At 67.2% G+C, this 20904-nt stretch carries 22 protein-coding genes; 2 read left to right on the top strand and 20 right to left on the bottom strand.

The window, feature by feature from the left end; all coding sequences use genetic code 11:
• Window positions 1–10: 10 nt before the first annotated feature.
• The 8 genes from A8G08_RS16960 to A8G08_RS16925 form a co-directional block, all read right to left on the bottom strand.
• Window positions 11–457, bottom strand: a complete 447-nt coding sequence (locus A8G08_RS16960) for a hypothetical protein (protein ID WP_068276498.1) — start codon at window positions 455–457, stop codon at window positions 11–13.
• A 254-nt stretch (window positions 458–711) separates the two neighbouring features.
• Complete coding sequence (locus tag A8G08_RS16955) at window positions 712–1230, bottom strand: hypothetical protein (protein ID WP_068276533.1); 519 nt, start codon at window positions 1228–1230, stop codon at window positions 712–714.
• Window positions 1231–1241: 11 nt separating this feature from the next.
• Window positions 1242–2219: a porphobilinogen synthase gene (gene hemB, locus A8G08_RS16950; protein ID WP_068276495.1), complete on the bottom strand. Its 978-nt coding sequence runs from the start codon at window positions 2217–2219 to the stop codon at window positions 1242–1244.
• Window positions 2220–2248: 29 nt separating this feature from the next.
• Window positions 2249–3820 carry a bifunctional uroporphyrinogen-III C-methyltransferase/uroporphyrinogen-III synthase gene (locus tag A8G08_RS16945; protein WP_068276493.1) on the bottom strand — a complete coding sequence of 524 codons (1572 nt, stop codon included), beginning with the start codon at window positions 3818–3820 and terminating at the stop codon, window positions 2249–2251.
• Window positions 3821–3920: 100 nt separating this feature from the next.
• A complete protein-coding gene (gene hemC / locus A8G08_RS16940) occupies window positions 3921–4919 on the bottom strand; it encodes a hydroxymethylbilane synthase (protein ID WP_068276490.1) in 999 nt (332 codons plus the stop codon).
• A complete protein-coding gene (locus A8G08_RS16935; RefSeq protein ID WP_068276488.1) occupies window positions 4916–6355 on the bottom strand; it encodes a glutamyl-tRNA reductase in 1440 nt (479 codons plus the stop codon). Before A8G08_RS16935 ends, hemC begins: the two co-directional genes overlap by 4 nt.
• Window positions 6352–7188, bottom strand: coding sequence for a redox-sensing transcriptional repressor Rex (locus A8G08_RS16930; protein ID WP_187344480.1), 837 nt, complete (start codon window positions 7186–7188; stop codon window positions 6352–6354). The genes A8G08_RS16935 and A8G08_RS16930 overlap by 4 nt, the downstream gene beginning before the upstream one ends.
• A gap of 158 nt (window positions 7189–7346) precedes the next feature.
• Window positions 7347–7640, bottom strand: a complete 294-nt coding sequence (locus A8G08_RS16925) for a glutaredoxin family protein (RefSeq protein WP_068276484.1) — start codon at window positions 7638–7640, stop codon at window positions 7347–7349.
• 132 nt (window positions 7641–7772) lie between these two features.
• On the opposite strand from A8G08_RS16925, the gene A8G08_RS16920 reads away from it, so the two are divergent.
• On the top strand, window positions 7773–8738 hold the full coding sequence (locus A8G08_RS16920; protein ID WP_245672866.1) for an HAD family hydrolase: 966 nt from the start codon (window positions 7773–7775) through the stop codon (window positions 8736–8738).
• Here A8G08_RS16920 and A8G08_RS16915 read toward each other — a convergent pair.
• The 9 genes from A8G08_RS16915 to A8G08_RS16880 form a co-directional block, all read right to left on the bottom strand.
• Entirely contained in the window at window positions 8735–9946 is a 1212-nt protein-coding gene (locus tag A8G08_RS16915) for an acyltransferase family protein (RefSeq protein ID WP_245672862.1), read from the bottom strand. The genes A8G08_RS16920 and A8G08_RS16915 overlap by 4 nt on opposite strands.
• Entirely contained in the window at window positions 9943–11808 is a 1866-nt protein-coding gene (locus A8G08_RS16910; protein ID WP_245672861.1) for a hypothetical protein, read from the bottom strand. Before A8G08_RS16910 ends, A8G08_RS16915 begins: the two co-directional genes overlap by 4 nt.
• Before the next feature lie 101 nt (window positions 11809–11909).
• Window positions 11910–12935 (bottom strand): lysophospholipid acyltransferase family protein, encoded by a 1026-nt coding sequence (locus A8G08_RS16905; protein ID WP_425394572.1) that lies wholly within the window; start codon window positions 12933–12935, stop codon window positions 11910–11912.
• Window positions 12936–12988: 53 nt separating this feature from the next.
• Window positions 12989–14059 (bottom strand): NAD-dependent epimerase/dehydratase family protein, encoded by a 1071-nt coding sequence (locus A8G08_RS16900; protein ID WP_187344479.1) that lies wholly within the window; start codon window positions 14057–14059, stop codon window positions 12989–12991.
• Window positions 14060–14254: 195 nt separating this feature from the next.
• The gene (locus A8G08_RS26775) at window positions 14255–14356 is read right to left on the bottom strand and encodes a 30S ribosomal protein bS22 (protein ID WP_003402602.1); all 102 of its coding nucleotides are present in this window, start codon (window positions 14354–14356) and stop codon (window positions 14255–14257) included.
• Between the two features lie 170 nt (window positions 14357–14526).
• Window positions 14527–14769 carry a helix-turn-helix domain-containing protein gene (locus A8G08_RS16895; RefSeq protein ID WP_068276516.1) on the bottom strand — a complete coding sequence of 81 codons (243 nt, stop codon included), beginning with the start codon at window positions 14767–14769 and terminating at the stop codon, window positions 14527–14529.
• 122 nt (window positions 14770–14891) lie between these two features.
• Complete coding sequence (proC, locus tag A8G08_RS16890) at window positions 14892–15710, bottom strand: pyrroline-5-carboxylate reductase (protein ID WP_068276480.1); 819 nt, start codon at window positions 15708–15710, stop codon at window positions 14892–14894.
• Window positions 15711–15773: 63 nt separating this feature from the next.
• On the bottom strand, window positions 15774–16658 hold the full coding sequence (locus A8G08_RS16885; protein ID WP_084436400.1) for a thioesterase family protein: 885 nt from the start codon (window positions 16656–16658) through the stop codon (window positions 15774–15776).
• Window positions 16648–17343, bottom strand: coding sequence for a MerR family transcriptional regulator (locus tag A8G08_RS16880; RefSeq protein WP_068276478.1), 696 nt, complete (start codon window positions 17341–17343; stop codon window positions 16648–16650). The genes A8G08_RS16885 and A8G08_RS16880 overlap by 11 nt, the downstream gene beginning before the upstream one ends.
• A gap of 87 nt (window positions 17344–17430) precedes the next feature.
• Here A8G08_RS16880 and A8G08_RS16875 point away from each other — a divergent pair, with 87 nt between their 5' ends.
• Window positions 17431–17877: a hypothetical protein gene (locus A8G08_RS16875; protein WP_425394571.1), complete on the top strand. Its 447-nt coding sequence runs from the start codon at window positions 17431–17433 to the stop codon at window positions 17875–17877.
• Here the strand turns inward: A8G08_RS16875 and A8G08_RS16870 are convergent.
• Genes A8G08_RS16870 through A8G08_RS16860 form a run of 3 tightly spaced genes read right to left on the bottom strand, consistent with a single transcriptional unit; the run spans window position 17836 to window position 20886 of the window.
• Window positions 17836–18777: a sugar phosphate isomerase/epimerase family protein gene (locus A8G08_RS16870; RefSeq protein WP_068276475.1), complete on the bottom strand. Its 942-nt coding sequence runs from the start codon at window positions 18775–18777 to the stop codon at window positions 17836–17838. The genes A8G08_RS16875 and A8G08_RS16870 overlap by 42 nt on opposite strands.
• Window positions 18778–18781: 4 nt before the next feature.
• Window positions 18782–19921: a Yip1 family protein gene (locus A8G08_RS16865; RefSeq protein ID WP_068276472.1), complete on the bottom strand. Its 1140-nt coding sequence runs from the start codon at window positions 19919–19921 to the stop codon at window positions 18782–18784.
• Window positions 19918–20886, bottom strand: a complete 969-nt coding sequence (locus A8G08_RS16860) for a Ppx/GppA family phosphatase (RefSeq protein WP_068276507.1) — start codon at window positions 20884–20886, stop codon at window positions 19918–19920. The genes A8G08_RS16865 and A8G08_RS16860 overlap by 4 nt, the downstream gene beginning before the upstream one ends.
• Window positions 20887–20904 lie beyond the last annotated feature (18 nt).

Genomic DNA, 20904 nt, shown 5'->3' with positions numbered 1-20904 from the left:
GTTCACCGGATCAAGCACCGTCGAACCACTTGCCCGCCGCAGGCAGGTAAACCAGGAAGGACGCGATCAGCAGGGCCATCCCCGCGATGATGAGCAGGGGATGAATCGGCAGACTCGCGGAGCCGACCACGAGCAGGAAGGCAAAGACGACCGACAGCACGACCAGCGTGCGGCGCATTCGCGCGCTGCCCTTGCGAACCGGGCCGGCGAGCGCCGCGACGGCCACACCCACGACGGCGGTGATTGCACCCACCCCACGGATCAGCGTGATCGTGGCGTCGATATCGGCATCCGGATGCCGCTCGAGCAGAGCATCGCGCACGGCATCACCGGAGATGAACAGTTGCAGCAGGCCGAAGAACACGCACATCGCGGCGGCGGCCAGCCAAACCCAGTACGCGGCGTTCACAACAGTCGGGCGACGCGGCGTTTCGAGCGGGGCGGGAGATGTCGACACAGCGCTATCCTGCGTGACTCCGCTTGTGAAGACGAATCGGGATGGTCAGCCGACCATGCCGGGGACCAGCAGAACGGCGACGGTAATAAGGGCGAATAGGAAGATCAGGCCAAGCACAGCCATCTCACGTCGTGCACTGTGCCGCTGCTCGATCACAACCCGCATTCGCGCTTTCCTCCCCGAAACCCCGCCTGTGATTGCGTTCACAATAAGAGGTAGTGCCCTGATTCACAAATTTGCAATCAAAGCGCAGGTCAGCGCGGTCGCAGGCCCGGTAGGAAGTAGGTATTCGAGTCCTTGCGATGCATGAGAAATATCGCTCCCGCGGCGGCCACGCCACCGAGGATTGCCAGCGCGCCGGTGAGCATTCCGACCGCACCCGTCGCAGTGCCGAGCCCGAACAGTGCGGGGACCGCGAACACAACGAGGATCGAGCCGAGCATCGTGAGTACCGTGCGCGCCCACTGGCGACCTTTACGCATTTGATAGGCGATGAGCAGGACGATCGCTGCGAGCACGATGCCGATAACGACCGCAAGCACCATGCCGGCGAAGACAAACAGTTCAGCGGTGTTCCGGCTCAGCGCGAGCTCGGGATCCCGGCGGGCCATATCGGAGAGCAACTGATCGATGACCTGGTCCCGCTCGCCGAGCGCACTGATCACGGCGCAGACCAACTGTGCGAGCCCGAAACCGGCGGCGACCCACCACAGCTGGAACGCGGTGATGACGTCCTGCGGTGTCGAGCGCGGCGCCGTCACGGGCGGCGTCATCCCCGGCATGGTCACGAGAGTCGGCGGGCGACGTCGGCGGCCCAGTACGTCAGCACGATGTCCGCACCGGCGCGCCGGATGCTCAGCAGCGATTCCAGTATCGCGGCGTCGCGATCGATCCAGCCGTTGTCCGCGGCCGCGGTGATCATCGCGTACTCCCCCGAAATCTGGTACGCCGCAACGGGAACCGTGGACCGGTCGGCAACCTCTCGCAGGATATCCAAGTAGGCCATCGCCGGTTTTACCATGACGATGTCCGCGCCCTCGGCAAGATCGAGGTCCACCTCGCGGATCGATTCGCGGCGGTTCGCCGGGTCCTGCTGATAGGTCCGCCGGTCTCCCTCGAGCGTCGAACCTACGGCCTCACGGAACGGGCCGTAGAACGCCGAGGCGTACTTCGCCGCGTAGGCGAGAATCCCGGTATCCACATGACCGGCTTCGTCGAGCGCGGCACGGATCGCGCCGACCTGCCCGTCCATCATCCCGCTGGTCCCGAGCAGCACCGCGCCGGATTCCGCCTGCGCGAGAGACATTTCCACGTACCGGCGGAGGGTTGCGTCGTTGTCCACCGCACCGTCCGCGGTGAGCACACCGCAGTGACCGTGATCGGTGAACTCGTCGAGGCAGGTATCCGCCATCACGACGGTGTCGGCACCGACCTCGTCGCGCAGCGCGGCAAGGCCGCGGTTGAGGATGCCGTGGGGATCGCTCGCGCAACTGCCCTCGGCGTCCTTGTCCTCTTGCCGCGGGACACCGAACAGCATGAGCCCACCGACGCCGGCATCGACCGCCTCGGTCGCCGCCTTACGCAGGGAGTCGAGCGTGTGCTGCACGACGCCGGGCATCGACGAGATGGGTCGCGGCTCCGCGATGCCGTCGGCGACGAACATCGGCAGCACGAGGTGCCGTGCCTCCAAGGAGGTCTCGGCGACAAGTCGACGCATCGCGGGGCTGGACCGCAGCCGGCGAGGACGATCGGCGGGAAACACTGGGACTCCCTTCTCGACCGGCGAGCGGGTCAGCGCCGGCGACTCTTCTTACGCGGCGGCGGAAGCAGACCCTCGGCGCGCAGCCGGGCGGCATGCTCGGCGAGCGCCTCGACCAGCGGACCGACCTGCGCGGTCTCCGGCTGCACGTCCACGCGCAGACCGAATTCGATCGCCGTCTCCGCGGTCTTGGGACCGATGCACGCAACGATGGTGCGCGCGTGCGGCTTACCCGCGATGCCGACAAGGTTGCGGACCGTCGAGGACGAGGTGAACAGCACGGCGTCGAATCCACCGGTCTTGATCATCTCGCGGGTCTCGGCCGGCGGCGGCGCTGCCCGCACGGTGCGGTAGGCCGTCACGTCGTCGATCTCCCACCCCCGCTCGCGCAGGCCCTCGGCGAGGGTCTCCGTCGCAATGTCGGCGCGCGGCAACAGGATTCGGTTGACGGGGTCGAAGATCTCGTCGTAGGGCGCGAACTCCTCGAGCAGGCCCAGACTGGACTGCTCACCGGAGGGAACCAGTTCGGGCTTGATGCCGAACGAGCGAACCTTGTCCGCGGTTGCCTCGCCGACGCAGGCGATCTTGACGCCGGAGAACGCCCGCGCGTCGAGACCGAACTCGGCGAACTTCTCCCACACGGCCTTCACGGCGTTGGTCGAGGTGAACACCACCCACTGGTAGCGGCCGTCGACCAGGCCCTTGACCGCGCGCTCCATCTGCGCGGGGCTGCGCGGCGGCTCGACCGCGATGGTCGGCACTTCCATCGGGATGGCGCCGTGCGTGACCAGCCGATCGCTCATCTCCGCGGCCTGATCCTTGGTGCGCGGCACCAGAACCGTCCAGCCGTAGAGCGCGCGGGACTCCCACCACGACATCTTGGTGCGCTGACCGACGATCTTGCCGATCGTCACGACCAGTGGGCCAACCAGCTCGGAAGCCGACTCGTTCAGCGTGGCGAGGGTGGCCTCGACCGTGCGCTGCTGGCGGGTGGTGCCACGAACGGTGACCGCGACCGGGGTCTGCGGGGCCAGGCCGTGCTCGACCAGTGCGCTGGCCGTCTCGGCGAGGTGTCCCGAAGTGGCGTGCAGGACCAGCGGTCCCGGCGCCGCCGCGAGCGCGGCCCAGTCGACCTCGCCGCGGACATCGGCCTCGGTGTGGCCGGAGCCGAGCGCGAGACCGGCGTAGGCCGGCACAGCGGTGCCCGCCGACAGGCCGGGCAGCGCCTCGAACTGCACGTGCGCCCTGGCAACCGCGTTGACCTCGGCGATCACCGAGTCGGTGGTCAGCGGGTCGCCGGAGACGACGCGGACCACGTCGTGCCCGTTGCGGGCCTCGGCGACCAGGGTTTTGGCCACCTCGGCGGGATCGCCGAGCGCGGGCCGGATATCGGCCACGAGCTCTTCGGCGTCGCCCTCACCATGGGTCGCGTCGAGCGCGGTGCCGATCAGGGCGACTACACCCTTGTCGACATCCGGGTCGGTGAAGGCCAGCGCTGCCTGTGTGAGCACCTCGCGTGCCCGCACGGTCAGCAGCGCTGGGTCGCCAGGACCCGATCCAACGAACAGGACCCGTCCGGTCGTGTGCTTACGTACTCGGCTCATCGGTGGTTCTCCAGTGCATTTCCAGCGTCGAACATGAAGCGGTCGATTGGTTCGTTCGGGGGCCATCGGCGGGTATGCCGTGACCCCCGGCGTAGGTGCGTCATGGCGCACCCCCGCTCTCGGTACGAACGCCCATCAACTCGCGTGCCCCGAGGTCGAGCAGCTCGCGCGCTACCGCGCGACCGAGCTCATCGGCCTTGGCAAGTGAACCCACCGCGGAGGCGCGCAGCACATCGCTGCCGTCCGCGGCCGCTGCGCAGCCGCGCAGGGAAATCTCTTCGAAAATCCGGCCGTCGTCGTCTATCGACTCGACGACCTCGGCGAGCGCTCCGACCGGTGCGGTGCAGCCGGCTTCCAGCTCGGCGAGCAGCGCGCGCTCGGCGATCACCGCGGCGCGGGTGCCCGCGTCGTCGAGCGCCGCGAGAATGTTCGCGGTCTCAGGGTCATCGCTGCGGCATTCCACCGCGAGCGCACCCTGCGCGGGTGCGGACAGCATCTGTACCGGCTCGATCGCCTCGGTGATCGAGCCGGTCCGCCCGATCCGGGACAGACCCGCACGAGCGACCACGACGGCATCGAGTTCGCCGTCGGTTACCTTGCGCAGCCGGGTGTCGAGATTGCCGCGCAGCGGAACGATTTCGAGGCCGAGTCCGAGGGCGAGCAACTGCCCGATCCGGCGCGGCGCCGAGGTGCCGACCCGCGAACCGGGCGGCAACTCCCCGAGCACCATGCCGTCGCGAGCCACGAGCGCGTCGCGCGGATCCTCGCGGGGCGGGATCGCGGCGATGGTGAACCGCTCGTCGGGCGCGGTTGGCAGGTCCTTGAAGGAGTGCACCGCAATGTCGATGTTCCCGGCGGCGAGTTCGTCGCGCAGCGCGGTGGTGAATACGCCGACGCCGATCTCCGCGACCGGTGCGGCGGACTCGTCACCCGCGGTGCGCACGATCTTCAGTTCGGCTGGGTGGCCTGCCGCGATCAGTGCGTCGCGCACATGACCGGCCTGGGTGGTGGCGAGCAGGCTGCCACGCGTGCCGATGCGCAGCACGGGGTCATCGCCGGCCGGACGGGTACCCGCCACGGCTTCGGTGAAAGTGCTCACGAGGCAGCTCCCCGGTCCTCGTGCAGACCGCCGGCGGTGAAGTCATCGGCAAGCTCGATGGACAGCAGATCGCCCAGGCTCGCGTTGGAAACATCGCTGACGTTGCGGATTTCCATCGGCGCGGCAACCGCCTGCGCGGCACCGGGTTCGAGCGCGAACAGCTCGCGCAGCGCCTCGGCGTAGCTGTCGCCGCCGGGTGTGGAGGCAAGCTGTTTGACCCGAACCGTCGGGGCATGCAGCAGTTTGTCGACGACGCGTCGCACCGTGCGCGCGACCTCGTCACGCTGGGGATCGCCGAGGTTGGGCAGGCGGGTGTCGAGGCGCATCAGCTCGGCCTCGACCACCTCGGCGGCGCGCTGGCGCAGTGCCGTCACGGTCGGAGTGACCTCGGCCTGGCGCTGGCTGGAAAGGTATGCGGCGAGTTCGGCCGCGACGATTTCGCGTGCCGCCTCGGCATCGGATGCCGCGGCTCCCGCGGCGGGGTCACGCTGCAGCGTCTCCATATCGATGACGGTGACGCCGGGCAGGCCGCCGACGGCCCGCTCCACATCGAAGGGCAGTCCGAGATCGCAGACCACCAGCGGCCGAGCGGTGGTGTCCCGCTTCGACAGTGCCCGGTGGGCATCGCCGATCGTGACCACGGCACCGACCGCGCCGGTACAGGTGATCAGCACGTCGGACGCGGAGATCGCGTCGCTCAGCTCGGTGAGGTCGTACACCTCGGTATCGACGCCGTTGGACGCGGCAGTCGCCGCGAGGCGCTCGGCGCGCTCGCGGGTGCGGTTCACGATGAGAATGCGGCCGATTCCCGCACGGGTCAGATGCGCCACCGAGAGGCCGCCCATGGAACCGGCGCCGACGAGGGCTGCGGTCCGTCCGGCGAGGCCCGAACCGGTCTGCTTGACGAGCGAACGATCGGCGCGGTCGAGCGCGACCGAAACGACCGAGGCACCGGCCGAGTCGATACCGGTCTCGGAGTGCACCCGCTTGCCCACCCGCAGGGCCTGCTGGGCAAGTTCGTGCATGACACGGCCCGCGGCCTGCTGCGCATCGGCGGCGGCATAGGCATTTCGGATCTGGCCGAGCACCTGCTGCTCGCCCACGACCATCGAGTCCAGGCCGCTGGCCACCGCGAACAGATGTTCCGCGGCTGCCTCGCTGTATCGCACGTAGGCGTGCCGGGTGAGATCGGCCATCGCCATCCCGGAGTGCTGTGCGAGCAGCTCGCCGACGACGGCGAGAGCGGCGTGGAAGGCGTCGACCACCGCGTAAACCTCGACCCGGTTGCAGGTCGAAACGATCATCACCTCGGAAATGTGCCCCGAGGAGAGCATGCGGTCGGTGAGCTTCGGCCGATCCGACTCGGTAATCGCAACCTTCTCCAGCACGGATACCGGAGCACTGCGATGGGAGATACCGACGAGGAGAACGCTCATGGTGTGGCCACCGCTCCCTTGGTCGCTGACGCCGCCCCCGTTGGCGACGCAAGGGGCACTCGCGAGGAGCGCCCCGGTTCCGCAGCCGCACCGCGCTGCGAAGGCTGCGCGTTGCGCACACTGCTGAAGGAGAGCAGCTGCATCTCCACGGCAAGGTCCACCCGGCGGATATCCACCTGATCGACCTCCGACGCCGTTACCGGCGCGAAGCTGAGCAACCGCCGCACGCCGGCGGTGACGAGCTGGTCGCACACCTCCTGCGCTGCCGAATCCGGCACCGCAATGACGCCGATCGTCGGCGCGAGGTCCACGCACAGTGCCTTCAGGTCGTGGACGTCGAGGACCTCGAGACCGGCCACTTCGGTGCCGATCACATCGGGGTCTACGTCGAACAAGCCGACCAAGTCGAAGTTGCGGCGCCCGAAACCGCCGTATCCGGCGAGCGAGCGACCAAGGTTCCCCACGCCGACGAGGACAACCCGGTGGCCCTGGCCCATGCCGAGCGCGCCTTCGATCCGGGCACGGAGCCGGTCAACGCCATATCCGACGCCACGCACACCGTTCGGTCCGAGGAAGGAGAGGTCCTTGCGCAGCTTCGCCGAGCCGACGCCGGCCGCCGCGGCGAGCTCTTCGCTGGACACGATCTGCGTTCCCTCATCGGCGAGCACGCCGAGAACACGCAGATAATCGACGAGCCGCGCGACGGTCGCCTGCGGAATGTCCTTGTGCTCAGCGGGGCCCCGCGTCGCGCGCTCAGCTACCGCCGACGAATGCAAATGCAGAGCCTCGGAAGAAACGCCGCGCACGCTCGGCGTCTCGTCGTGCTCTGTCACTTCGATGGCTCCTCATGCGGCCGCAGGTAAACGCCCGGGTTTCCGATCGGCAATCCGGGAATGTTCACACCACGGTAACTGCTTGTGAACCCCTGCACAAAGTCGGTGAAATCCGCCACTACCAGGAAGGGCATGTGTGGGCGCGAGCGGGGGGTGGGTCACCGTGTCAAGTCGGCACGCAATCTGGCTTCGTCGACATCGAAATAACTGTGCTCGCGCCCGTCGAGGAGTACGACCGGTAGGCGATCACCGAATTCCGCCCGCAGCGCAGGGTCTGTACCTGCGACTTCGTCCACATCGACGGTCGCGACATCGATGCCGAAGTCGGCGCAAATGACACGTAACTCGTCGTGCGCCCGATGGCACAAACCGCAGCCCGCGCGAGTGAGCAGAGTCACTGTGTGAGCGTGCTCTTCGGACGCTGCATCGGGTGACGATCCGGACACTGTCATGCCTTTCACTGTGCCACCCCGAGCGTGCCCAGTCGGGATAGTGTTGTCGCGTACATCAGCGATGGTCGCGGCAGCCCCGTGACACTGGAGGTGCAGGTGCCGGAGCGACCGGAATCGAAGGTGTCGGGCCTGCTGCCGGCCGGGTTCGTACCCGGCCGATTCGGTGCACGCCCGCTCGTTGGTGGCCGTAACCGCAACCCGTTCCGCCCCAGCGACGCCGAGGTGCGCGCCAACCTAGCCGGTGAGGCCAGCGCCGACGCCGCGTTGGCGCTGCACGAGGCGGACGAGGTCGCCGTCGAGCGCGAGGCACCGCCGCGCGACCTCACCGCAGCTGCGTTCTTCGATGTCGACAACACGATGGTGCAGGGCGCCTCGATCATTCACTTCGCGCGTGGTCTGGCGGCGCGCAAGTATCTGAAGACTTCCGACCTGGTCGATTTCGCCTGGAAGCAGGTGAAGTTCCGGGTGTCCGGCAAGGAGAACAGCGACGACGTCGCGAGCGGACGGGAGAAGGCGCTTGCCTTCATCGCCGGGCGGTCCACTGCGGAACTCGCGCAGCTCGGCGAGGAGATCTACGACGAGATCATCGTGGACAAGATCTGGCCGGGCACTCGCGCGCTCGCCCAAATGCATCTCGATGCCGGCCAGCAGGTGTGGCTGGTCACCGCGACGCCCGTCGAATTGGCACAGGTGATCGCGAAGCGGCTCGGCCTCACCGGAGCACTGGGCACCGTCGCCGAGAGCGAGGACGGCAAGTTCACCGGACGCCTCGTCGGCGACATCCTGCACGGCGCGGGCAAGGCACATGCCGTGCGCTCGCTCGCCATTCGTGAGGGCCTGAACCTCAAGCGCTGCACCGCATATTCGGACAGCTACAACGATGCCCCGATGCTGTCGCTGGTCGGCACCTCGGTGGCGATCAACCCGGATTCGGATCTACGCGAGCTGGCCAAGAACCGCGGGTGGGAGATCCGCGATTTCCGGACCGCACGCAAGGCAGCCAAGATCGGCGTGCCCACCGCGCTCGCACTCGGCGCGGCCGGTGGTGCGGTGGCAGCGGTGCTCACCCGGCGGCGCGAGCATCCGCTCGCGAGCTAAACCACCTCTGCGACGGCGACGGGCGCAGGCTTTCTGGCGGTGGGGAATGCGCGCGTGCCGCGCGAGAGCCGCCCGCGCGGCGGACGGATCCTGCCGCCCGTCGGAATCCACCGCCCGAGCGCACGGTGCAATGCCCATGCGATCGGTACCGAGATCGCCACGGTCATCAGGAATGCCACAGCAGTCGAGCCGCCGAACAGCGGGTAGTTGAGCAGGTCGACGACAAGTTCCAGCACGATCACGTGCACCAGGAAAAACTCGTAGGAAATCTCGCCGAGCCAGACCATCGGCCGAGTCGAGAACAACCAGCCGATCGGGCCGGGGTTGTCCCCGATCACCAGCGGCGCGATCAGGCCGACCGCGACGACGAGGTAGAGCAGCGATTTCGTGATCGCCGCGCCCTGATCGTCGGGCACGATGGTCGCTTCCCCCGCGAGTGGCGTGCACGCCATGAAGAACGTGACCGCTACGAACACGAGCATCAGATAGGGGTTGGCCTGGCGCAGCCGACCGGCCAGAAACGCCAGAATCATGCCGCCGGCGAACCAGGCCATGAAGCCGGGGAGCCACAGTCGTGACGTGAAGTCGAAATTTTCGTTGTGCTGTGTGAGGAGGATCCACAGCGGTGTGACCAGCACGAGCGCGGCGAGAAATATCGCGAACCGCACCGGGTGTGCCCCGCCGCGGCACACCACCCGTACCGCAAGCCATCCCAGCACGGGCAGCACGAGGTAGAAGGTGGCCTCCACCGCGAGGCTCCACGTCTGGGTTAGCCCGGTGTGCAGGTGCCCGAGCCCGTAGATCTGGGTGAGCGTCATGTTGCGTAGATAGCCGTCGAGACCCTGCCCGGTCGGGCCCGGCTCGCGCACCAGGTAGATCAGGTACACCGCGGTCACGACGGCCCAGTACGCGGGAAGGATGCGCAACACGCGGTGCCGCAGGTAATTCCGCACCGAGGGCATCGGTCGGCCCCGCTCGGCCGCAAGGACCCAGGGGCGGAAGAGCAGATACCCGGATAGTGCGAAGAAGATCGCGACGCTGACCTCGAGCCGGGAGAAGAAGCCCCCGATCAGGTCGGGCGTGTAGCGGCCGGTCCAGAAACCGGCGTGCGCGCCGGCCACCAGCAGCGCGGCGAGCGCGCGAACACCGGTGAGCGCGGCGACCCGGTCTGCCGTCTTGTGCGCAGCGGTGGGCGGTTGCGTCATCATCCGACCGGCGTATTCGTGCGCGCGACGATGCCGACCGGTCCCGAGCCGACACACATCGACAATCCGGGCGTGCGGGGCCGCAGGTCGACGTGCCACCCCTTCCCGTTCAGGCGAACGAACACCGTGTGCAAACCCGCCTGCACAGGAACATCCACCGCGTCACCGGTGGACAGTGACACCGTGACGATGCCGTCCCGGTCGGCGTTGTAGTTCAGCTGCGCGGTCCAGCCCCAGTACAGCAGCCCACCGTCGAGGGCGATCGCGGTCACCGGAGCCAGTTCACCCGCTACGGCCGGGGTAATCCGGAACCCGCAGCCCGGTTCCGGGCCCTGCGGGATCGCGCGGGTCCAGTTCACATTCGCCTCCATGAGTCGGCCGAAGTCGTCCATCGATCGCAGCTTCGGGGTCCATGAACCGAATTCCGGACGCTCGGGCAGTGCGCCGAGGACATGGCTGATCTGGTTGTTCGGGTACGCGACCGGCAACAACACCCAGATCGACGCTGCCTCGTCGAGCAGCGGCACATCGCGATTCGCCGCAAGCTCGGCCCTGGCGGTGGCGAGGTAGTCGACGGTCGGGTTGTTGCGCCACGCCCGCTGGAAAGTCGCCGTTGAGACCAGGCTCGAGACGGTGAAGACGGCTACAAGGGCCACCACCGCGATCGACCGCATTCGCCCGTTCAGCGCCCAGCTCGGCAGGACCCGTCCCCCGCGCATCGGCGCACGTGCGGTCAGCGCCAGAGCTATCGCGATCACCACGGCCGCATCGGCGACATATCGCAGGGTCTGGCCGAGCTCGTATGCGGTGCCCTCGCTCGATCGGGTCACGATCATCGCGGCCTCACACACCGCGACGTAGCCGAGTACACCGAGCCACACCGCGCCCGAGGCGCGTTTGTAATAGAGCGCGGCGCCCAGAGCGAGCACGATCACCACCCACGCGAGCCACACCACCGCGTCCGGCGGGGTCGCCCATGGCGGGCTGGGCGGCCAGCGGTCCCACTGCGTGGGACCGCCGACGACGGCCGGGAAAAGCCCAAGCGACGTGGCGTGCCAGATCAACCCGGGCGCACCCGACGTGTGCTGGAACATGGGCCGGGACTGCACGATGACCAGGTAGAACGCGGTCCAGCAGGCAAGCAGCGCGCCGCACAGAATCCACAGGATCCGGCCCTCGCGCAGCACCGTCCGGATCGGGCGGAACTCCCCATCGATACGGGCGCACATGGCGACGACCGCGAACGCGACGAACGGAACGAGCACTGACTTCTCGAAGAAGGCCAGCGCGATGGCGAAGACGACGGCACCAGACGCGGCATAACGCGCGCGACCGGTGCGAACCAGTTTCAACGCGTCCCCGGCAACCCACGCCAGCGCGAACTGCATCGGTAGCGAGTTCAGCGCGGCGGCCCACCAGGCAAAGGACGGCAAGGTCAGCGGCGTGAACAGGTACCAGGCAAACACCGCGAGCAGGATCGGCCGGGTCCCGAGCAGCAGGCGCAGCAACCGCAGGACCGCCAAACCCACGGCGGCTTGCATGACGATCAGGGTGAGCGCCGCAGGCCACCACTGCAGCGGCGCGATTTTCGTGGCGGCCGCAGCGACGAAGAAGGCACCGGGCATGAAGTGCCCGTCGTGGTCGCGCAGCAGCAGGTCGGCGGAGAACAGTCCGTTCTCTGCACCACGGCCGATGAGGATCAGGTCATCCCAGTAAAAGTTGCCGGTCAGCGCGATGAACCCGCGCAGCAGCAGCGCTGCATCGAGCAACAGGAACGCGGCGATCAGAACCCGGCGGCCGGACCAGAACCGCCGAGTCGGATGGGCGACCCGGGCGGGAACATCGCGGATGAGGACCGACTGCACGCGAACACTGTCTCATCCGCCCGTTATCGAACGGTTATCACCTCGCGATGCGTCGTCTGACAAAGCTCGGGCCCGGTCGGTGACCGGGCCCGGGCAGCGTCTCAGCCGAGGAAGACGTTCCGTCGTTTGGCGAGCAGCCGGTAGAGCGTCTGCTGGATGGTCTCGCGCACCTGATCGGTGACGTCGAACATGATCATCGGGTCATCCGCGGTATCGGGTTCGTACGTGTCGGTGAGGATCGGCTCGCCGAACTCGATGTACCACTTGGACGGCAGCGGAATCGCTCCGAGCAACCCGAAATGCGGGAACAGCGGCGTCACCGGGAAGTACGGCAGCCCGAGCAGTCGGGCGAGCGGCGCGATGTCGCCGATCTTCGGGTAGATCTCCTCGGAGCCGACGATCGAGCACGGGATGATCGGCGCGCCGGTGCGCACCGCCGCCGAGACGAAACCGCCGCGTCCGAAGCGCTGCAGCTTGTACCGGTCCGTGTACGACTTGCCGACGCCCTTGAACCCCTCGGGGAACACCGCCGTCAGTTCACCGCCGCGCAACAGCCGCTCCGCATCCGCGGTGCAGGCCAACGTGTGCCCGGCCTTGCGCGCTGCGGTGCCGAGGAACGGGGTCTCGAACACCAGGTCCGCCGCGAGCATCCGCAGCGGACGCTGCTTCGGGTGGTGGTCGTGCACTGCGACCTGCGTCATCAGCCCGTCGATCGGGATGACACCGGCATGGTTGGCGACGATGAGCGCGCCACCGGCCTCCGGCAGGTTCTCGATCCCGCTGACCTCGACGCGGAACCACTTCTCGAACGTGGGCCGCAGCGCCGGCAGCAGCACCGATTCGGAAAGGTGCTCGTCGTAGCCGAACTCGTCGATCGTGTACTCGCCCGACAGCCGCTTGCGCAGGAACGAGGCCGCGCCCGTGATCTGCTTGGCGACCGAGCGGCGCACACCGTCGACGAACTCCGTGGGCCCGCCAGTGCCGGGCAACCGGTCTGTGAGCGAGGAGACCGTGCCGAGCTGATCTCCGTTGCTCGGGCGCCGTATGGCGGAGTCCGAACGGTGATCACTGTATAGCGGAATGACGCGGGCGCCGTTCGGATCGATCGCGTGTTCGGGGGCCGGCACCGCGGTGCCGCGTCCAGGGTGTACGTCGGATTCGTTGGTGAAGATGTCGTTGGTCACAGCGCTCCCGCTTTCGCTCCGACAAGATTCAGCAGACCGGCCTCGGCCGCGTCGATCCAGTCAGGTTTGATTACCGGTCGCAACGCTGCGCCCTTGACGAAATCATCGAATGCCTGCGGTGTCGTCCAGCGGGGCTCGAATCCGAGCACGCTACGCATCCGCGAGGTGTCCATCGCGCAGCCGAACTGGAAGTAGTCCATCTGCGCCGAGGTGTAATCCCTCATCAACGGGCCCATCAGAAAGCGACCGGCGTTGCTGAACACCGAGAACGGCATCGGTATCTCGACGCGCCCAGCGCGCCGGATAGCCTGCGACAGCATGAGCAGGCCGTCGCCGCCGATGTTGAATGTGCCGGCCGGACCCGAAACTGTGGCGAGTTCGAGCGCGGCGAGCGCATCCTCCTCGTGCAGCAGCTGCAACCGCGCATCGCGGCCGAGCACGCTCGGCACGAGCGGCGAGGTCACATAACGGACCGCGCTGCCGAGCAACTGCGGACCGACGGTCGGTGCCAGCCGCAGAACCGAGATCGCAATATCGGGCCTGCGGCGAGCCAGCCCGCGGGCGAAACCTTCGACCTCGATCATGTCGCGCGCGAATGCCCCCCGTGGCGGTCGCAGCGCGCCCATGTCCTCGGTGAACTTCACCGGATCCTTCGCACTCGATCCGTAGACCGAGGACGACGACCGCACGACAACCTTGCGCACGCTCGGCGTCTTTTGGCAGACCGCGAACAGCTGCATCGCGCCGAGCACGTTGGCGTCTTTCATCGCGGTACGACTACCGGACTTCAGCGGTCGCGCCATTGTGGCAGAGTGCACCACGGTGTCAACCTCGTTGCCCGCAATTACCTTACTGATCAACGGATTTCGAATATCCGCACGAACGAACTCGGCTCGGCCCATGCGCCGCAACAAATCCTTGGACGGCGTTTTGGCATCCACGGCGATCACCCGCTCGACGGCCGGGTTCTGCGCCAGCCGCGACACGAGATAAGCGCCGTAGAACATACTCGCGCCGGATACCAGCACCACCCTCGGTGGAGCAGTCCCACGTACTTCGTTAGTCAACGAGAATCCCCCAATTCCGTGTTATTCAGATCACTCTAGGTCACCTACGACCTACTTGATCGAAGGCTTAACCAGGTGCTAACGAGCTATTAATTAGCCGTTCGAAGTTGGTCCCTTGACTCAAAACATCGCGTTTCAAATACGAATGCCCGCCACCCCAAGTGGGTGGCGGGCATTCGCTGGAGCATCTACGGCTTACTTGCCGAGTTTGCGACGCTGAACTCGCGTGCGGCGAAGCAGCTTGCGGTGCTTCTTCTTCGACATGCGCTTGCGGCGCTTCTTGATCACAGAACCCATTCGGGCACCCTCACGTTCTCTCTAGCGTTCGCGCACGCCGGTCACGTACGCCCCTTCTTGCGCAGCGCTGACGGAACCTGGCTGGCACGACGAGCACCGATATTACCGGTCTCGCCTCGGTTGCACGAAACCGGCTGGGTACTGCACTTCCATTCGACTCGGTTTAGCGATCACCCGGCGTCGAAGTACGAGGTCTCGAGATAGTCGTGCACGGCCTTCGCGTGTACACGGAAAGAGCGTCCCACCCGCACTGCCGGGAGCTCACCCGCGTGCACAAGCCGATACACCGTCATTTTCGAGACCCTCATCAGGTTCGCCACTTCGGCGACGGTTAGGAACTGCGTTCCACCGAGGGCTTGCTGCGGGTCGGTCGACCCACTTGCGCCCTGCGACGGCTTGTTTCCAGACGCCATCAACTCACACACCTCCGGCACGTCCGCGCCGCAGGCTTCCCCTCCCGCGGAACAGACACGCACGTGCTAAGAGAAGCTTAGCGTTGCCAGTGGTATTACTGCGACGCCTGAGCGCAATCGGATTACGATTCAGCATCCAATCCGAGTTGAGCGGAACGCGCCTTTGCAGCACTCAGCGCCTCGATAAAGGCCGATCGGACGCCGTGACGCTCGAGTTCACGGATCGCAGCTGCGGTCGTGCCCGCCGGAGAGGTGACCGCGCCACGCAGCTGCGTCGCGGATTCTTCGGTCACCGCCAGCATCGCCGCGGAACCGGCCATCGTCTGTACGACAAGCTCGGTGGCGGTCGCGTGCGAGAGCCCGAGGCCTACCGCCGCATCCACCATCGCCTCGACGACCAGGAAGAAATACGCAGGTCCGGAGCCCGAGACCGCGGTCGCGGCATCGATCTGGCTCTCGGAAATCGTGGTTACCTGGCCGACCGCGCCGAGCACCTCGTTCACCAGCTCGATGTGCTTCTCGCGCGCGTAGCGGCCGGGCGCGATCGCGCTCATGCCCTGCCCGATCAGCATCGGAGTGTTCGGCATGGCCCGCACCACCGGGAAGCCGGCAGGCAGCTTCAGCTCGAATCGCGAGGTCGGGATACCGGCGACTAGCGAAATCAGCATCTGCTCGCGCTCGCCGTCGAGTTCGACCTCACCGATCGCATTGAGAACCGAGTCGACGTCGCCCGGCTTGACCGCGATGGCAATAACATCGGCGCCCTCGACGGCGTCGGCGACGTTGGTGACGCGGATTCCGTAGTTGGCGGCGAGTTCCTTGGCGCGCGCCTCGAGGTGCTCGGCCACGACCAGGTCCTTGGTGGCGCGGCCGGATTCGAGCAGTCCGGCGATCAGCGCCTCGCCGATCTTGCCGCCGCCGATCACTGCGATTCTCGTCATGGCGGACAGCCTAGGCCGCTCGGCCGACCCCACTCGCCCCGGCTGGGCACTAAATAAGCGGGGCTACTTCGGGGCCATTGCGAGCTGGCGGCTCTGCGCCACGACCGCGCCGGTCTCGTCCACAAGCACGTGATCCTCGTCGAAGAGCACGGTGCCGATCGACTTCGCGCTCGACATGACCCGCAGCCAGCCCGGGGCCGGGATGCGCTGCAGGTATGTGGTGATCTGCACGGTCGGCGCCCAGCCCATCTTGCCGAGGTTCATCAACACGGGCGGGCTGATATCGGCGGCCATCATCGCGAACAGCACGCGGGTGTCGAGGTCCTCGTCGTCCGCGTCGTACGGACGTGCCCACAGCCGGACCGCGGCCTCGCCGGTGCGGCCGGACAGGAAGTGCGCGGAGGTCGTGTCCAGGCGCAGGTGGCAGCCTTTCGCGACATTGACGATCTGCCCCATCGGCGACGCGGGCTGGTAGTCGTCCGCGTTGTCCGGCGGCGACAACGGCATATCGGCAAGTCCATCCACCTGATGCACCGGCGGAGTCTGCTCCGGGAAGCCGAGCGTGACGGTGGAACGCACGAAGGTCCGGTCGCCCTGGGTCAGCTCGACGTCGGCCAGACAGATCTGGCGGCCGGTCTTGCGCACTTGCACCGCGAGGATCACGTCGCCGGGAGTGGGCGCGCCGAGAAAGTCGACGCTGGCGGCGATCGGCTGCATCGCCGCGGCAGCCTCGCCGACGGTCCCGCGCAGTTCGTCACGTGCTGCAGCGGCAGTGACCGCGAGCATGACGCCGCCGTGCACCTTCGGCCCGATCGTCCAGATCGGATCGATGTGCGCCTCGTACCGGCCGCCCCCGAGTCGGGTGAGGGTGGTCAGCTGCCGGAAGGGTGCAAGCCCGGCTTCGTCGCCGCTCTGCATGCGGTCCACGGTGGTCGGGTCAGCGGTCATCGTCTTCTCTTTCGGTGTTTTCCGACGATTTCTGCACGTCGGTGACTACTGGGGTGCCGACAGACGCGGCGGCCAGGTCCTGATGCGCCAGACGCCGCATCGCGGCGAGTACCGGCTCGTAACAAACGGTACCGACGACTGCGTATTCGATCGCCGACAGTGCGGAGTCGGTCGGCATCTCGGCGAGGTCGGCCTCGGCGATGCCGCGGACATGCTGTCCATACGCGCGCAACCGCGCCTCGCTCATCGGGATGCCGATCTGCTCGACGGTCGCGAGCGCGTTCTCGAGCTGCGCCACGGCCGGGTAATCGGGGGTATAGGTCTGGCCGAGGCACGCAAGCGCGGCACGGGCTCGCGGATAGTCGACCGGCTCACTCGACGCTCCTGCTTCGCCGGCCTCATCGGAATCGAGGTAGGGCGGCAGGGCGGACAGCGCGGCGCCGAGCGTGGTGAACAGCGACTCCACCGGTGCATCGATGACCTCCACGATCTCGCGCACCTTGGCCAGCGGAATCCCGAGGGCGGTGAGCGCCTTGATCAGCCGGAGCCGGCGCACGTGTTCCTCGCCGTAGACCGCACGCGTCGCACTCGTCGTCTCGCCAGGCATGAGGAGGCCCTCACGCAGGTAGAACTTCACCGATGCCAGCGGGATGCCGGTCTCGGCGACCAGTTCCGATACGCGCATCGAAAACCTCCTTGACATTGGATACTAACACTATCCAAGATTGGATAGAAGCAGTATCCAATGCGTCGTCAATCGGAGGGAGTCGCCATGAGCGCCACCGCATCGACCGTCGAGCCGCTGTCCCCGCTGCTCGGCACGGTCATCGGAATCACCGTGCTGACCGTTGTCGGGATCGCGTTCGGCGGGACATTCATGCTCCGCGTCGTCACAGGCAAGCAGGGCGCCAACGACCTGCAAAAGACGTTCTTCCGCGCCGGTCACGCCCACGCGGGTGTGCTGGTGATCCTCGGACTGGTGATCGCCCTACTCGGGCCCGCATCGGGAGCGAGCCCGGGCTGGGCCGCGGCAGGCGCGATCATCGTGCTGTCCGCAGCGATCTTCGTCCCGCTCGGCTTCTTCCTGTCCGTGCTCGGCAGCGATCCGCAGCGGCCCGGCCGGATGATCGCATCGGTCTGGCTCGGATTTGCCTGCCTCGTCGTCGGACTGGTGATCTCAGGCGTTGCCGTGCTCGTTGCCGGCATCACCGGATTCTGAGGCCACGATGACCTCCGGTGTCCGGTAGTCGCTCGGCCCGGTCAGATGAGTGCGCGCGAACGTGAGCGCCTGGCGCAGCATTGCTGCCCGTTCCGCGAGGCTGCGCACGTTCTGCGTGTTCACCTCGAGCACCACCTGACCGGCGAAATTGCTCTGCGCCAACGTGTTCAGCACCTCGGCGCAGGGCTGGTTGCCCTCACCCGGAATCAGATGCTCGTCGTAGGCGGCACCGCGGCCATCGGCGAGATGCAGATGCGTCAAGCGATCGCCCATGCGCTTGGCGAGCGCGATCGCATCCGTTCCGGCGGTCGCGGTATGCGACAGGTCCAGGGTGTAGTGCGCGTGGTCGCTGTCCGTCGGATCGTAGGAGGGGCTGAAGACCGAGATCCCCGCGCCCGGACCGCCTCGGCGTCGCATCCGCTCGACCGACGCTTCACCGCGTCCGAACAGAGTGTCCGCGCGCATCGGGAACATGTTCTCCACCGCAACGCGGACGTTGCTGTTTTCCTCGAGTTCGGCGACCTGATCGACGAACCCGTCCGCGTAGCGGCGCTGCCAGCGGAACGGGGGATGCACCACCACGTTGTCGGCCCCGAGCGCCTCGGCCATCCGAACCGACCGGTCTAACTTGGCAACGGGGTCGGCACCCCACACACGTTGCGAGATGAGCAGACACGGCGCATGCACGGCCTGGACCGGCACGGCGTACTTGCGCACCAGCGCTTGCACGCGACCGAGATCCTGGCTGACCGGTTCGGCCCACACCATCAATTCGACACCGTCGTAACCGAGTTCGGCGGCGTAGCGAAATGCGTCCTCGGCGTTTTGGGGATACACCGACGCGGTGGAAAGCCCGACAGGGATCTTCCGCCGCAGCGGTCGGTCGACGTTAGTGGTCACGGCCCTATCCCGTACTCAGCAGGAATGCGAGCGGACCGATCGTAACGAAGATCCCGACCACGATCGCGATGACGAAGCTGAGGATGTCGTCGGTGCGGCGAACAACCCGCACCAGGGCGACGAGGCCGAGGATCACCATGACCGACAGCACCAATGCGACCCAGGGCAACATGTCCCACAATCGCTCGAAGCCCTTGAACAACAGTCCGCCTACGACGAGCGCAACGCCCGCCTCGACCGCCAGCGCGAGCCACTGCTTGAGCGGGCTGCTGCCTTCGCCGACGTCTTCCTCGTGCTCGTCCGCCTGCTCGCCCTCGTCGAAATCGACCTCATCGTCGTAGTCGACCTCGTCGATTTCCGGCTCGATGCCATCGGCCTCGAGATAGTCCGAGTCGAGGTAGTCGGACTCTTCATCGGCCCAGCCTTCGGGCTCATCGCGCTTGGCCGGATGGGGGGCGGTCCACCCGCCAAAAGTTGGCGACTGCGGGACGTCGATGTTGCCCGTGAGCGCCCACGACGGCACGTCGACGACCGGGAACTCCTTGCGGAACAGTCGGCGTTCGGGCTTCGGCGGGGCCTCCGGCGAAGGCTGGGTCGCGGGCGGCGCCGGTGGCGTGGGCGCGACGGGAGCGGGCGCAGCGAATGACGGTGCTGCAGGAGCGCGCGTTTCGACGGGAGGATCGTCGCGGGTTGCCTCGATGGAGTTGCGCAGCATCTCGCTGGCGACGGTGCTGCCGCCGGACAGCAGCTGCGGCTCGCGCTCGTATTCGGACCAGGCATGCACGGTGTCGCCCGTGCTATCGCCGGAGGAATCCGGCGCGGGGTCCGGCACCGGGGCGCGAGGCGGCGCCACTGGCGTGGGTGGCGGACTGGGCGGCGCCACTGGCGTGGGTGGCGGAGCGGCGGCCGCCGCGATTTCCTGCGCGTCGTCTTCCGGTTCGGCTGCCCTGCGGTGCCGCGTCGCGTCCCGGACCACCGGGATCTCGCCAGTCAGGTCGGTGACCGAAATCCCGCCGTCGGACTCACCACGGCGGCGACGGCCACCGCCAGAGCTGCCGCCCGCGCCGCCGGCCCGGCCGTTGCGCGCGAGTAGTTCGGCGACGCTGATCTGGCCGGTTTCGTTTGGGTTCTCGGCCGGGCTCACGGGGCCGCCTCCACCAACTGTGCGTCACTGCTGTGCCCGTTCGGCTCGGCATCGAGCTTCCGCAGGATCAAACCTTCACGCAGCGCCCACGGGCAAATCTCGAGCTCGTCGACATTCAACGCGCGCATCGCTGCTTCTGCTATCAGGGCCCCCGCCACCAGTTGGCGCGATCGATCTACGCTCACGCCTTCCAATTCTGCCCGGTCCGCGGCAGTCATCCGAGATATGAATGCAATCACTTGTCGAAGACCTGCCGCTGTGAGCGTTCGGCGCACCCGCAAACCGGCCCCGGACGGCGCCGCACCGGTCAGTCGGGCGAGCGAACGGAACGTCTTCGAGGTGCCCACGGCCAGGTCGGGTTTGCCGCCCGCCTTCAATTCCTTGGCCGCGTCGGCGAGTTCGGCGTCCAGCCAATCGCGTAGCACCGCGATGCGGCGCTTGTCCGGCGGGTCCTCCTGCAACCAGTCCCGGGTGAGCCGGCCGGCGCCGAGGCGAAGCGACAGCGCGCAATCGGGGTCCTCGTCGCCACCGGTGCTCAACTCGAGTGAGCCGCCGCCGATGTCGAGGTTCAGAATGCGACCCGCGCTCCAGCCGAACCAGCGCCGCGTGGCGAGGAACGTCAGCCGGGCCTCGTCCTGTCCCGACAGCACCTCGAGTGCCACGCCGGTGTTGTCCCGTACCGCGGCCAGTACCTCGTCGGAGTTCTCCGCCTCTCGAACAGCGGATGTCGCGAAGGCCATCAACTCGCCACAGCCGGAACTTCGCGAGATACCCGCGAATTCCTCCACCGTGCGGATCAGCCGGTCGGCGCCCGCCGTGGTGATCCGGCCCGCATCGTCGATGTTCTCGGACAGGCGGAGTGCGGCCTTCGTCGAACTCATAGGCATTGGATGCCCGCCGCGATGTGCGTCCACCACAAGGAGGTGGACAGTATTGCTGCCGACATCAAGTACCCCTAAACGCACAAATACAAGGTACTGGTC

Source organism: Aldersonia kunmingensis, from assembly GCF_001646865.1.
Lineage (GTDB): Bacteria > Actinomycetota > Actinomycetes > Mycobacteriales > Mycobacteriaceae > Aldersonia > Aldersonia kunmingensis.
The sequence above is the reverse complement of the archived record's forward strand: the minus strand, read 5'-3'. Positions and strand labels throughout refer to the sequence as shown.

Coding starts and splice junctions, on each gene's coding strand:
- A8G08_RS16955 (WP_068276533.1), bottom strand. CDS start 1,230: ATGACGCCGCCCGTGACGGCGCCGCGCTCGACACCGCAGGACGTCATC.
- A8G08_RS16945 (WP_068276493.1), bottom strand. CDS start 3,820: ATGAGCCGAGTACGTAAGCACACGACCGGACGGGTCCTGTTCGTTGGA.
- A8G08_RS16935 (WP_068276488.1), bottom strand. CDS start 6,355: ATGAGCGTTCTCCTCGTCGGTATCTCCCATCGCAGTGCTCCGGTATCC.
- A8G08_RS16925 (WP_068276484.1), bottom strand. CDS start 7,640: ATGACAGTGTCCGGATCGTCACCCGATGCAGCGTCCGAAGAGCACGCT.
- A8G08_RS16915 (WP_245672862.1), bottom strand. CDS start 9,946: ATGATGACGCAACCGCCCACCGCTGCGCACAAGACGGCAGACCGGGTC.
- A8G08_RS26775 (WP_003402602.1), bottom strand. CDS start 14,356: ATGGGTTCTGTGATCAAGAAGCGCCGCAAGCGCATGTCGAAGAAGAAG.
- A8G08_RS16895 (WP_068276516.1), bottom strand. CDS start 14,769: ATGGCGTCTGGAAACAAGCCGTCGCAGGGCGCAAGTGGGTCGACCGAC.
- proC (WP_068276480.1), bottom strand. CDS start 15,710: ATGACGAGAATCGCAGTGATCGGCGGCGGCAAGATCGGCGAGGCGCTG.
- A8G08_RS16885 (WP_084436400.1), bottom strand. CDS start 16,658: ATGACCGCTGACCCGACCACCGTGGACCGCATGCAGAGCGGCGACGAA.
- A8G08_RS16880 (WP_068276478.1), bottom strand. CDS start 17,343: ATGCGCGTATCGGAACTGGTCGCCGAGACCGGCATCCCGCTGGCATCG.
- A8G08_RS16875 (WP_425394571.1), top strand. CDS start 17,431: ATGAGCGCCACCGCATCGACCGTCGAGCCGCTGTCCCCGCTGCTCGGC.